11 protein-coding genes are annotated in these 12843 nt (G+C 72.3%); 5 read left to right on the top strand and 6 right to left on the bottom strand.

The window, feature by feature from the left end; all coding sequences use genetic code 11:
• The first annotated feature begins 279 nt into the window (after positions 1-279).
• A complete protein-coding gene (locus ACI1MP_RS33800; protein ID WP_404870343.1) occupies positions 280-744 on the top strand; it encodes a calmodulin-binding protein in 465 nt (154 codons plus the stop codon).
• A 153-nt stretch (positions 745-897) separates the two neighbouring features.
• Here the strand turns inward: ACI1MP_RS33800 and ACI1MP_RS33795 are convergent, their stop codons facing one another.
• Positions 898-1152, bottom strand: a complete 255-nt coding sequence (locus tag ACI1MP_RS33795; RefSeq protein ID WP_404870342.1) for a hypothetical protein — start codon at positions 1150-1152, stop codon at positions 898-900.
• Here ACI1MP_RS33795 and ACI1MP_RS33790 point away from each other — a divergent pair.
• Positions 1132-1500 (top strand): hypothetical protein, encoded by a 369-nt coding sequence (locus tag ACI1MP_RS33790; protein WP_404870341.1) that lies wholly within the window; start codon positions 1132-1134, stop codon positions 1498-1500. The genes ACI1MP_RS33795 and ACI1MP_RS33790 overlap by 21 nt on opposite strands.
• A gap of 63 nt (positions 1501-1563) precedes the next feature.
• Here ACI1MP_RS33790 and ACI1MP_RS33785 read toward each other — a convergent pair whose 3' ends face one another.
• Positions 1564-2904 (bottom strand): GH1 family beta-glucosidase, encoded by a 1341-nt coding sequence (locus ACI1MP_RS33785; RefSeq protein ID WP_404870340.1) that lies wholly within the window; start codon positions 2902-2904, stop codon positions 1564-1566.
• Positions 2905-3338: 434 nt separating this feature from the next.
• Positions 3339-5558, bottom strand: coding sequence for a hypothetical protein (locus tag ACI1MP_RS33780; protein ID WP_380337407.1), 2220 nt, complete (start codon positions 5556-5558; stop codon positions 3339-3341).
• A 1054-nt stretch (positions 5559-6612) separates the two neighbouring features.
• Here ACI1MP_RS33780 and ACI1MP_RS33775 point away from each other — a divergent pair.
• On the top strand, positions 6613-8952 hold the full coding sequence (locus ACI1MP_RS33775) for a collagenase (protein ID WP_404870339.1): 2340 nt from the start codon (positions 6613-6615) through the stop codon (positions 8950-8952).
• 628 nt (positions 8953-9580) lie between these two features.
• On the opposite strand, the gene ACI1MP_RS33770 is transcribed toward ACI1MP_RS33775, so the two are convergent.
• Positions 9581-10072, bottom strand: a complete 492-nt coding sequence (locus ACI1MP_RS33770) for a flavodoxin family protein (RefSeq protein ID WP_404870338.1) — start codon at positions 10070-10072, stop codon at positions 9581-9583.
• A gap of 596 nt (positions 10073-10668) precedes the next feature.
• On the opposite strand from ACI1MP_RS33770, the gene ACI1MP_RS33765 reads away from it, so the two are divergent.
• Positions 10669-11268 (top strand): TetR/AcrR family transcriptional regulator, encoded by a 600-nt coding sequence (locus ACI1MP_RS33765; protein WP_380337398.1) that lies wholly within the window; start codon positions 10669-10671, stop codon positions 11266-11268.
• Positions 11265-11744 carry a GNAT family N-acetyltransferase gene (locus ACI1MP_RS33760; RefSeq protein ID WP_380337395.1) on the top strand — a complete coding sequence of 160 codons (480 nt, stop codon included), beginning with the start codon at positions 11265-11267 and terminating at the stop codon, positions 11742-11744. Before ACI1MP_RS33765 ends, ACI1MP_RS33760 begins: the two co-directional genes overlap by 4 nt.
• Before the next feature lie 120 nt (positions 11745-11864).
• Here the strand turns inward: ACI1MP_RS33760 and ACI1MP_RS33755 are convergent, their stop codons facing one another.
• Both ACI1MP_RS33755 and ACI1MP_RS33750 read right to left on the bottom strand, forming a co-directional pair.
• Positions 11865-12146: a DUF202 domain-containing protein gene (locus ACI1MP_RS33755; protein WP_380337392.1), complete on the bottom strand. Its 282-nt coding sequence runs from the start codon at positions 12144-12146 to the stop codon at positions 11865-11867.
• A complete protein-coding gene (locus ACI1MP_RS33750) occupies positions 12143-12493 on the bottom strand; it encodes a YidH family protein (protein ID WP_380337389.1) in 351 nt (116 codons plus the stop codon). Before ACI1MP_RS33750 ends, ACI1MP_RS33755 begins: the two co-directional genes overlap by 4 nt.
• Positions 12494-12843 lie beyond the last annotated feature (350 nt).

Below are 12843 nucleotides of genomic sequence, written 5' to 3'. Positions count from 1 at the left end.
GCCCCGGCGGTGTCTGGGGCCGTTCGGCCCCATTCCTCACGGCCGGATTTCGTCGGCCTCCGCGCACTGCCCGGCGGAGCACTCGAGGGCCGCGAACGCCTCGACGCCGACGGAGTGCAGGCGACGGAGTGCAGGCGACGGGACGGCTCCCTCGCGCACCGGCGAGAACCACCCGGACGCGAACCGCACCATCGACCCAGTCACTCATCGTCGCTGATTCAATGCGCAGGGTGCCGAGTCGTGCCGTGCACGACGCCCGGAGAGAAGAAGGGAACCCCTATGCCCCGCGTGTTCACCAAGGTGGTCGGCCTCGCCGCCGTCGGCGTGCTGGCCTTCGCCACCGCACAGCCCTCACAGGCCAGCACCACCGCCGACCAGCCGGTCCGGGCGGCCGGCGCGCACCACGCCTACTTCGTGATGACCGACGTCACGGAGGAGGAGTTCGTCATCGAGCTGACGGAGCACGACGAGATCGAGCACGCCCGGAGACTCGTCCACGGCGAGACCCCCGACCGTCCCCACGTGATCGCACGGATCATTCCGCGGCCGGCTCGCTACAACCCCCGATGGAGCTACCACACCGACCCCGGGACCACGCACTTCTTCGACAGCGCCACCGAGGTCTGCGACGCGACCATCCCGTACGTCGAGGAGCACCTCGACGAGGCCGGCGGCGCCTTCCTGCCCGGCTACACGTGGTGCGACTGGTCCTCCCGCCTCGTCAGGGAGATCCACGCCCGATAGCCGACCATGCCGGCGTCACAACACCCGTTTCACACGCGGATGTTGGGGCCGACCGCCGCGGCGGCCCCGACTCACCGTCGCACTCCGGTCGCCCTGCCGGGCGCACCGGGTCGAAGCGCCGACCGGAACCCTCGACCCCGCCGCGCCGCCGGCTCAGGCGGGCAGGAAGCGGGCGCCCGGGCCGGGAGCGCGGTAGACGGAGGCGGGCGGCAGGTCGGTGTGGCCGGCGGCGCACTGCAGGACGAGGGCGACCGGTTCGTCGCAGCCCGACCCCTCGGGGCTGTGGTGCCGTACGACGACCGACGGCCCCTGCTCGTCGGCGAGGTACTTGTCCCCCCACTCCAGCAGGGCGATCACGGTGGGCCGCAGGTCCAGGAGGTCGCGGCCATGCCGATGCTCGATGTCCACATCCCCGACGGTGCGCTGCGCCCGGAGGCCGAAGCGGCGCAACGCCCCGTCGGGGATGAGGGACAGCTCGACGCCGACAAGCATGCAGGCGTCATCGCCGACGTCACCGAGGCCATCCTGGACGCCGAGGACGGCGCCTGGCCCCGCGACGCGGCCCGCATCTGGGTTTTCCCCACCGAGATCCCCGAGGGCCACTGGGGCGGCTACGGACAGATCAGGCCCCTCGCCACCATCCTCGCCCGACTCACCGACGACGACCACGACCGTGCCCGGACCCTGGCAACCGAACGCATCACCGCCAGCCGCACCGAACGCCACTCACTGCCCGGACCCACCGCGCAGCTCTGACGGCGGGGCACGCCCGACGGGTGGGCGCCGCGCCCCGCCGACACCGGAGCCTGCCGGACGCTGCTACCGCGCGGCGGCCTTCGCCCGGTGAGCAGCAATCAGGTCGCGGTACCAGCCGTACGACGCCTTCGGTGTGCGGCGCTGGGTGGTGAAGTCGACGTGGACCAGGCCGAAGCGCTGGCTGAAGCCCTCTGCCCATTCGAAGTTGTCGAGCAGGGACCAGGTGCAGTAGCCCCGGACGTCGATGCCGTCGGCGGCGGCGCGGGCCAGGGCGTCGAGGTGGCCGGCGAGGTAGTCGATGCGGAAGGTGTCGTCGAGGGTGTCGTCGGTGGAGCAGCCGCTCTCGGTGACGGTGATCGGGGGCAGGGCGGCGCCGTAGCGGTCCCGGAGGAGCAGCAGGAGTTCGCGCAGGCCGTCCGGGACCACGGGCCAGCCGAAGTGGGTGCGGGGGACGCCGTCGATGGGGGCCTCGGCGAACGGGAGTCCCGGGTCGGTGGGGGCGGCGATGCGGGTGGGGTTGTAGTAGTTGACGCCCAGTCCGTCGAGGCCGGGGGCGGCGATCAGCGCGAGATCGCCGTCGCGGACGGAACCGTGCAGGTCCTCCCCCACTCCGTACGCGGACAGGTCGGGGTAGCGGCCGAGCAACAGCGGGTCCGTGAACAGGCGGTTGTGCAGGGCGTCGTAGGCGTCGGCGGCGGCCCGGTCCTCGGCCGAGTCGGTCGCGGGCCGGACGGGCGTCAGGTTGTTGGCGATCAGGACGTCGAGGCCTCGGGAGCGCAGCTCGGCGGCGGCGAGGCCGTGGGCGAGCAGCTGGTGGTGGGCGGCCGGGAGTGCGTCGAGCATCATGCTGTGGCCGGGCGCGTGGATGCCCAGGGCGTAGCCGTAGACCATGTGCACGAAGGGCTCGTTGAGGGTGATCCAGGCGGGGACGCGGTCGCCGAGCCGGTCGGCCACCACGGACGCGTACTCGGCGAAACGGAAAGCGGTTTCCCGTTGCATCCAGCCGCCCTCGTCCTCCAGTGCCTGCGGCAGGTCCCAGTGGAACAGGGTGGGCAGCGGCGTGATGCCGGCCGCGAGGAGCCCGTCGACCAGCCGGTCGTAGAAGTCGAGCCCGGCAGCGTTGACGGGGCCCCGGCCGGTGGGCTGGACGCGCGGCCAGGCGAGCGAGAACCGGTAGGTGTCGAGCCCGAGTCCGCGCATCAACTCCACGTCCTCGGGCCAGCGGTGGTAGTGGTCGCAGGCCTCCCGCCCGCTGTCGCCGTTCTTCACCGCACCCGGCCGCTCGCAGAAGGTGTCCCAGACCGACGGGCCCCGGCCGCCCTCGTCGACCGCCCCCTCGATCTGGTACGCGGCAGTGGAGGCGCCCCAGCGGAAGCCGGCGGGGAGGTCGTAACGGTCCGTCATGAGGGTCCTTCCAGACAACACGAGTCACAAAATGCGAGCAGTGCTCATGTTAGGAAGACGGAGAGTGCGGGTCCAGAGGCAGGGACACCCGATCCACCGACCCGCCGATCCACCGACCCGCCGACCCGCCGACCCGCCGACCCGCCGACCCGCCGACCCGCCGACCCGCCGACCCGCCGACCACTCCAGCACCGCCGACGCGTCGCGCGGACCCGCGCCACTGGTGACGGGTTTCGATCGGAGCGCCCGGCCACAGATCTACACCCTCGTGCTCGTCCTCGGCTGCATGCTGAGCGCCAACGTCATCCACACCCAGCTGGACACCGCGCTCGGCTACATCGCGAATGACAAGGGCCCTCGTCCCGTCCGGGCACGTGCGAGGGCGGCCACCGACGGATTCGGTGGCCGCCCTCGCGGCGGGTCCGGACGGGGTGTCAGTGCCGGTGGCGCCGGCGGCGGGAGGCTGCCAGGAAGAGCGCTCCGCCGAGGCCGAGGACCGTGGCGATGCCCCCGGTCAGAGCGACCCGACTGCCCGTGTCAGCCAGACCTTCGCCGGTCGGGTGGCCCGGCTTGCCGCCGTGCCCCGGGCCGTGGCTGCCGCTCCCGGTCGGGGCGGGGGAGGTCGGGCCGGGGCTCGGCGAACTGGTCGGGGTGTTCACGGTGACGGTGGCCGTGCACTCGGCGGCGGTGGAACCGGCCGGACAGTTGCCGCCCGCCTGGTCGGCCACGACGGTGTTGCGCAGCGTGTGGTCCCCGGTGGCCGGGTCGTTGACCGTCACCGTGTAGGTCACCCGGGCGCTGGCGCCGACCGGCAGGTCGCCGGTCCAGCTGAGCACCGGGCGGGCGTAGGACGGCGCGCCCGTGGTGGCGGTGGCGTCGTCGTTGTACGTGGCGTCGTCGAGGACGGCGCTCAGGTCGTCGGTGACGGTCAGTCGGGTGAGCGGCGCGTTGCCGGTGTTGGTGATGTCCACCTGGTACTCGACGGTGTCACCGGGAAGGGCCTGCGCCTTGTCGGAGCTCTTGGCGAGCCGGTAGCCGGCGTGCTCGGCGACGGTGTTGCGCACGGTGTTGCTGGTGCGCAGCTGCTCGCGGTCGGTCTGGATACCGCGGTAGGAGAGCGAGGCGGTGTCGTCGAGCTTGGTGCCCGGTGCGAGCCCGGCGTCGACCCTGACCCGGAAGGAGACGGTGGCCTCGGCGCCCGGAGAAAGGTCGGCTGCGGTGCAGGTGACGTTCCGCCCGGAGGCGGTGCAGCCGGCGCCGGAGCCGTCGACGTAGGTGGTGCCGGCGGGCAGCGCGTCGGTCAGGGTGACGTCGGTGGCGGTGTCCAGGCCGGCGGTGCTGCCGTCACTGTGCCGGTTGGTGAGGGTGAAGGTGTAGGTGATCTCGGCCCCGGGGTCGACGGTGCCGGGCGGGTTGTCCGTGGTGGAGCCGGCGGGGTCGTTGGCCTTGGTGATCTGCAGGTCCGGTTCGAGGGCGTCGACGGCGAGCCAGACGGCCTGGGGTTCGAGCGCGTCGCCCGCGCCGTTGATCCGCAGCACGGCCTGGGTGCTGCCGGCGGGGATCTTGCCGGTGACGTCGATCATCCGGGCGTCGTAGCCGTAGTTGTTCACCGGCGCGGGATCGCGGGTGGTGATGTTGGTGCCGGTCCCGTCCACGGCGACGTGGTCGATCCGGCTGGTGAAGGCGTTGTCGGTGGTGACGCCGCCGGCCGGGTCGGGCATCGGCAGCAGCGTCAGGTCGTCGACCGAGGAGCCGACCAGCAACTGGTCGCCCGCGATCGGCGCGTCGCCGTCGCCGACGGTGACGCCCAGGGTGGCCGGCGGGGCGGTGGCGGGCGTGCGGATGCCGGCCAGGGTGATCGTCGCGAGGTTGTTGGGGCTGCGCAGCAGTTGGAAGCCGTCCCAGACCTGGAGGTAGCGCAGCGGTTCCGCCTGGTCCTCGTAGGCGACCACCAGCGACCAGCCGCCCCAGCAGCCCACGTTGTTGCCGCCGAAGTTCTGCGCGGAGGAACGTCCGGCGCATGCCTGGATGTCAGCGACGGTGTAGCTGCCCGCACCGGCGGCCTTCACCTCGGCGGTGACGTCCTTCACGCCCGCCCCGGCCAGCAGCGGCTCCGGCGGGGTGCCGCCGACCTGCTGGTCGAACCAGTCGTAGGTGTCGGCGGTGAGCTGCTCGTAGGAGGAGCTGCCCGGGACCTTCCAGAACACGTGGTTGCCGGTGTTGATGTCTCCGGAAGTGCCGCCCATGGTGCTGGTGTTGGTCGGGTTGAACTGCCAGTACAGCCGGGCCGACAACACCTGGGCGCCGGCCGGGATCACCAGCTGCGCGGAGGACGCGTTGTTCCCGGGCGCGTTCGGGTCGATCTTGACGTACTTGGTGCGGTTGTTGTTGGAGCCCTCGGTGTCGTTGCAGACCGAGCCGTCACTGTCGTCACAAGTCAGCACCGAGTTCGACGCCATCGTGAGGTTGCCGTGCGCCAGCAGGTCCACTACCGGATCCGGGCCGATCGGCCGCTCGGTCCCGAGACCGCGAACCGCCGTGCCGGTCGTGTCCGCCCGCGCCTGGACCTGGTCCAAGGAGGAGGCGGCCGACGGGGCGGCGAGCGGCGCGGAGGGGACGAGCGCCAGCGCCGAGGCGGCGACGGCACCGATCACCGCGCGACCGGGCAGGCGGCGGACCCGGTTTCCGAATGCCGGGCGTTTCCCGCGCGTGGCGGGTGGCGTGCGGTCTCTCACGGAGGCTCCAGGAGATCTTCGAGGGTACGGGAGGGTGAGGGGACCTTCCAGGTCGAATCATGACGTTCTGTCACTTTTCGACCAGGTCGAGTAGTGACACACTCCCTCATCTCCCGCTCCTGAACGTCCGTCACCTCGCGGAGCCGGGCGGGAAATTACCTTGTTGGCCGCATCGCACCCCCTTTGCATCAACATGTCGACGTGGGTGACGGATGCTCCGAGCCGCCAGGGCCGGCGGACGGCCCCCTCGGCCGGGCGCCGGTGGGTCGGCCGTTCCGCCAGGCCGCCGAGCCTCGCCCCATGGGCAGGTAAACACTAGTGAAATTTCACATTGCCATGTTACATTTCACATCCGTCAACTGGCTCCCCATCTGACGGCCACTGCCCCATTCGGCCATCGACTCCGCCCCACCTCCCCCCACAGGAGAATCGGTGTCAACTCTTCGCGCCACGCGCCGAGTCACGCCCGCCCCGACGACGGGCAACGCCCGCACCCGCCCGCCGGGCCCCTAGGCCCTCTCTTCCGGATCTTGCCGGGCGCGCAACGCCGGATCGCCCCTCCCCCGGCCCTGGCGGGCCAGGATGCGCTCCCGCGGAAGCACCGGCAAACCGTCCAAGTACGCCCAGTACGAGGACAGTTCGCCGGCACTCCCAGCCGGGCGCGAACCGCGGGCACCTCCCGACCCCCAAGAGTCGGGGGAGCCACGCGCCGATCCGACAAGCTCCGACAAGATCCGTAAGAGAGGGCCTAGCCGGAGCCCCGACGTCCGTACGAAGGCGCCGGTCCACCGCTTCCGTCGCATTTCCGTACGGGCTTCGGGCTCCGCACCACCGGCGTGGTCACCCGTTCCCGGGCTGCCCGTTCCCTCACGCCCCCGCACCGGTTTCGGCAGCATTCGCTGCCTCGCTCCTCGCCCGGTGCGCCCCGCACACAGCACCACCAGACCACCCCCACACCAACGAGGAGATCTCGGTGCCCTCATCAGCCACCGTGCGCAACACCCTGCTCTCGGCCGCGCTGGCCGCCACCCTCGCGGTCCCGCTGCTGCACAGCGCCCAGGCCACTGCCTCGCCTGCGCGTACCGTCCCGGCGGCGTCCCGCACTGCGCCCGCCCCGCAGCAGGCCGGCGACCACGTCGCCCACCAGGGCGCCCCGGGCGGCGGCACCTCGGCCGGCCCGCAGGGCTGGCCCGGCATGGCCGCGCGCCAGCCGACCACCGGCCTGCAGTCCGGCGATCCGGCCGACACCGCCGAATCGCTCCCGGCGGCCGGCGTCGCGAAGAGCGCCGCCTGCACCCCGGAGGCGTTCACCTCGCTCTCCCCCGCCGCGCTGGTCGACTTCCTCACCGACCGCGGTCACACCTACCAGGACTGCCTGCGACCGCTGCTGGTCAACTGGGACCCGCGGACCGCGAAGGTGATGACGCCCGACCACGTCCGGGCCGTCGCCGCCAAGGTGAGCTCCCTCGCGCCGTCCTTCGACAGCGCCAACAACCTGAACCAGCAGGAACTCTGGTACTACCTGCACATCGCCGTCTACTTCGACTTCTACCACGCCGAGGTCGACCTCGGCGACGACACCACCGTCGCCGCCCTCGACCGCGCCATCCGCGACTACACCGCCAACCCCCGGGTGTTCGACCCCACCACCACCAACGGCGACACCATGGGCGAGCTGCTGCAGACCAGCAGCGCCCCCAAGCTCCGGCTGGCCCGGCTGCCCCTGGTGAAGCAGGTCATGCGGACGTTCGCCCCCGGCTCGCCCGTGGTCGGCGACCGCGGCTGGAACTGGGCCGTCCAGGGCGCCCTCCAGATCAACTTCCAGGGCATCGAGAACGTCGGCGAGGACCCCGAGGGCCGGTTCCGGGCCGCCGTCGCCGCCGACGCCGACTACCGCGAGGCGTTCCGCGTCTACGCCGGCTACACCCACCTCAAGGGCACGAACAGCGAGTGGGCCGCCGGCGACGCCATGCTGGAGTACGGTCGCTTCGCCGGGATCGACGCCCTCAAGTCCGAGATGAAGCAGCGGATCGGCTCGCAACTGCAGCTCGCCGCAGCGACCTTCGGCCGGATGACCCTGCCCTGGGCCAACCTGGTCGGCCCGGTCAACGACCTCGGGCTCTGCGGCCAGTACGGGGTCTGCCGCACCGACCTGGAGCGCCAGATCTTCCCCCACACCTACAGCTACGACAACAACACCCTGATCGTGCGCACCGCGCTCGACAAGGCCACCGCCGACCAGCTCTACTACGCCACCAAGCAGGTCAAGGCCCAGTTCTTCCGGACCCTGGGCACCGACCAGCCGCTGGCCGACGACAACCACCCGGCGCTGACCGTCCAGCTGTACGACACCAAGAGCAACTACCAGGCCCTCCAGCGCGTGCTGTTCGGCATCGGGGACGTCCAGAACGGCGGGATGTTCATCGAGGAGAACTCCACCTTCTACACCTACCAACGCACCACCCAGGAGTCGTACTTCAGCCTGGAGGAGCTGTTCCGGCACGAGTACACCCACTACCTCAACGCCCGCTGGGCGATCCCCGGCGAGGGTTACACCACCCGCTGGCCCAGCGACGCCACCTTCGCCATGAACGAGGGCACCGCCGAGTACTTCGCCGGCGCCACCCGCGACAGCGGGGTCAAGGCCCGCAAGTACATGGTCCGCCAGATCGGTTGGGACGACCAGGCCCGCACCCCCCGCCTGACCGTCGACCAGGTCCTGCACGCCACCTGGAACGGACTGGGCTTCCGCGCCTACCCCTACGCCGCGACCTTCTTCAACCTGCTCGGCGAGAAGCACCCCGAGCAACTCGCCGAGATGTACCGCCTGCTGCGCGCCGACGACCGCGCCGGCTACGACGCCTGGCGCGACCGCCTGGGCCGGGACGCCGGCCTCCAGCAGGAGTACACCGCCTACCTGGACGCCGAAATCCCGCTCGCGGACAGCCTCTTCGTCCCCGTCACCGCCTACACGCCCAACGGGCAGCTGAACTACGCCTGGGCGTCCGAGGTCCGCAACGCCTTCGCCGCCGCCACGCAGAACACCCCCGACTGCAAGGACAACGGCGACTGGAACAACAAGATGCGCTTCACCTGCACCGGACGCATCACCGCCAACCTCACCAACTCCGCCGACCCCGGCCGGAACCGCAAGGAAATGGCCGCCACCGTCGACCATTTCCTCCTCGACCGGGGTGGCGCCGCCAGCAACAACATGGCCGACATGAACTGTTGGTTCGGCAAGGTCGAGGTCTGGCCCTCGGGCCAGGCCGGCACCGCGAACTACTCGTGCGAGGGCCCGCTGCGCCGCTGACCCCGCGCAACGACGACGGCCGAATCCGTCCGTCGGTGCGCAACCCGCTCGCGGAACAAGGACCGGGGTACTGAGCGGGCTCCCGCGTGCACCCCGACGGCAATCTCACGGCGCGAACGAAGTGGCTGCGGCCCGGTCCTCGACGGTTTCGAGGACCGGGCCGCACAGCCGAGCCGGACGGCACCTTCCAGGCGCCGTCCTGGCAGGGGACGCGGCTGCTCTCCGATGCGGCCGAGCTCGAACCGGACGCACCAGGGAAGGTGCCCTCGTACACGGTGCCGTCGGGTGCCGTGAGCTTGTAGGAGCTGGGCTCCCGGATCCGACAGCCGATGATCTTCCACCAGCGACACTCGGTCCACAGGCCCGCATAGACGTTCTCGGAATCCCCGGCGTCGTACAGGCACAGCCAGCTCTTCATCTCCCGCGTGTCGCGGAGTTGGAGTCGATCCACTCCCCCGCGAAGTGCGGTTCGTCGACCGATCGCGGCGCCGTGGTGGCGGCTGCGGGGAACGGCCTGCACGGTCCGGTTCGACGGAGCCGGGACGGCAGTGGCGGTGGCCAAGGGCAGCAGAATCGCAGCCGCGGAGGCAGAAGCCGCCAACCGCGCCGGTCCGGTGTCGCGGCGACCTCAGGCGAGCGCGCCGCCCCAGGCCTTCGCCCGGTCCAGCTCGCCGTCGCGCAGTGGTCCGTTGATCTCTTCCACGAGGAAGCCGACGGGGTCGGACGTGAGGTCGTAGTGGTGGCGGGTGAGGCGCGCGGCGATGCCGTCGGCCGCCGCCCCGGCGTGCTTCGTCTCGACCCGGGTGTCGAACGCGGCGGCGCGGACGCCCGCACCGTCGTCCGGCAGGGAGCGGAACCAGGCGCGCAGGCCCGGGCTCTCCTCCGGTGCGCCCGCCTTCGCGGCCAGGGTGCGACTGAGGCCGGTGGACATGCCCCGCATGTGTGTCGGGCCGCCGACCACCAGCAGGTCCGCGTCCCCGACGACCCCGGTGCCGGCCTCGGCGACCGGTAGGCACCGCACGTCGGCGTCCGGCTTGGTCGTCCGAATGCCGTCGGCGATCGCCTTGGCGACCTGCCCGGTGTTGCCGTACATGCTCTCGTAGACGATCACGGCAAGCATCGTTCGTTCACCTCTCTCTGGTCAGCGGCTTGTCGGCGCCACGCCCGACGGGAACACGGGAACGGCGACGACGCGGCGGAGCGCCCGGCGAAACCCGCGCCGCTCGGCTCGGCAGCCCGGCCGCCCCGCCGGGCACGGGCGCCCGGCACGATCGGGCGGGGCTCGGTGGGCGATGTCATGACTCCTCCCCCGCTGCGCCGGTCGTGGTCCGACGAAGGTCGGCCGATTCCCACGGTAGGCGCGCCCGGTGGGGCGGGCGAGGGCCGACCGGCCCCGGCCAGGCGGGACGTCGGGGCCTCGCCCGGTCGGAGGGTCCAGCGCGTGAAGGCGGTGGCGCACGCCGAGCCCCGTCGGGACGGCCGCCTCCCGCTGATCGACGGATTCCGATACAGGCGGCTGCCCTGCGGGCGCGTCTCACGTTCCACACCCGCAGCCGCACGGCCGGGCCGGACGACGGCCACCGGGCTTGCGGCCTCCTGCGATGGCGTCCCGCCCGGTGGTGCGGTGCCGCGATGCGGTCGTCCCCGCCGTACCGGAGGGCCCGACCCATGCCGTAGCATCCGTTACGTAACATCTGTTCCGCAACAGGAGTCCGCGTGCCCAGACAGGTCGACCATGCGCAGCGCCGCTCGGAAATCTCGGCGGCCGTGTGGCTGGTGGTTTCGGAGAGCGGCCTGGAGGGCCTGACGCTGCGGGCGGTCGCCGCCGCGGCCGACTGCACGACGGGCCGGGTCATGCACTACTTCCCCGACAAGAAGGCGCTGCTCGCGCACGCCCGTTCGGTCATGCACCACCGCATGGCCGAGCGCATCGACGCGATGCCCGCCGGGGGCACGGCGCGCGAGGCGCTGTACGCCGTCGCCGAGCAGGCGCTGCCTCTGGACGAGGAGCGGCGGCTGGAGGCCGCGGTCTGGTCTCACTTCCAGCTCGCCGGCCGCGCCGACCCCGAGCTGATCCAGGAGCACGCCGCCAGCCACGCCTCCTGGGTGCGCCGTCTCACCGAACTGGTCGACGCCGCGCTTCCCGTGCCGCTGGAGCCGTCCGACCTGCACCGGCGGGTCCGCGCGCTGGTCGCCTGCCTGGACGGCCTCGCCCTCAACGCCGTGACCGACCCGGACGCCTACCCGCCGGACCTCCAACAGCAGGTTCTGGAAACCCAGTTGGACCTCGTTCTCGAAGGGAACCGCCGCCCGTGACTACCCACGACCTGACCATTGCCGAGGTCGCCGCCGACGACCCGCGAATCCGGCAGCTGGTACGGGACCTCGACGCCGACCTGAACGCCCGCTACCCGGACGAGCCCTGCACCGGCGGCGCCCACATCCACCCCGGCATCCGCTTCCTGCTGGCCGAGGCAGGCGCCCGCCCGGTCGGCTGCTGCGCCGTCCAGCCGTTCCCCGACGGCGCAGCCGAGCTCAAGCGCATGTACGTCGCGCCCGAGGCCCGCGGCCGCGGCATCGCCACCCGGCTGCTGGCCCGGGCCGAGCACCTGGCCGCCGGGCTCGGGCACCCCGAGATCCGCCTGGAGACCGCCGTCCACCAGCCCGAGGCCATCGCCCTCTACACCCGCTCCGGCTACACCTCCATCCCCAACTACCCGCCCTACCAGGACAAGCAGCTCAGCCGCTGCTACGCCAAGCCGCTCCCGGCCGCCGTGCACGGCGCACCGTGACACCGTGCCCTCGGCGGTAGCGGGCACCGGGCCCGTACCCGTCGGCCCGTCCGGGTCCGTCACCGCGTGCGGGCCGCCTGCTTCCCGGCGGCAACCCGACCGGACCGGTGCGCGGACCCGTCACCGCGTCCGGGACACCAGGGCGCACCATGCGGTGCCGACCGCCGCGACCACCACCACCGCGGTCAGCGCCCGCACCGGCCACTCGCCGGCCACCGGGCCGCGCCCGCGCATGCCGAGGACGCAGAACCCCACTGCTGCCAGCGCCAACCCCCCGCCCACGGCCAACAGGCCGGGTTCGTCGCCGATCAGAGCGGTCCGCAGCACCAGCAGCGCGTCCACCGCGAGGACCAGCGCAGTGCGGCTCCACGCCAACAGGGTGCGCTCGCCGTGTCCGTTCACCGGGCCCAGCCGATGATCAGTACCGAGAACACGATCGCGGCCGCCGCCACGCACACCGTCAGCACGAGCATGATCCGGCCCGCCGGCAGCGGCTCGCCCGCGCGCATCGCCCGCTCCGTCCGCACCCACCGCCGGTACGACGCGATCCCGAGCACCGCCCCGCCCATCGCCAGGGCCACCGCGAGCGCCGCTCGCACCGGAGCCGGCGCGAGCTCCGGCGCCAACTGGTCCAACGCCACCCCGCCCGCGAGCAGAGCCAGCGCCGTCCTGATCCATGCCAGGAACGTCCGCTCGTTCGCCATCGTGAGCGGGTAGTCCGGCTCCACCGGCCCGTCGTCCTCCGCCATGCCACCGACCCTAGGTCCGAACCCGGACGGGTGCACCGGCAGGGCGGTTGGACGGCGAGCCGCCATCGCCCTCCTCACCCGTTGCCGGTCTCCGCACCGGGAGGAGCGAACGTCCCTCGTACTGACGCACCGCCAGGTGCCACCCGGCGGCCGGGACCAGCTCGACCCCGGGCATGAGCGCACCGACTGTCGGACCGCGTCACGCCGGTGCGTCGGCGCAGGTCGGTGGCCGCACACCGGATCCGAGCAGCGGCGGTGTCCTCGCCCGGGCGCACCCCGCGGCAGCAGGGCTGCCTTCCGGGCCGGCGGACCGGGCCGTCCGCTTCCCGGTGGCCACCGGGCCGGACCGG

The sequence above is a fragment of the Kitasatospora griseola genome, assembly GCF_044999035.1.
Lineage (GTDB): Bacteria > Actinomycetota > Actinomycetes > Streptomycetales > Streptomycetaceae > Kitasatospora > Kitasatospora griseola.
This window is presented reverse-complemented; position numbering and strand designations above follow the sequence as displayed.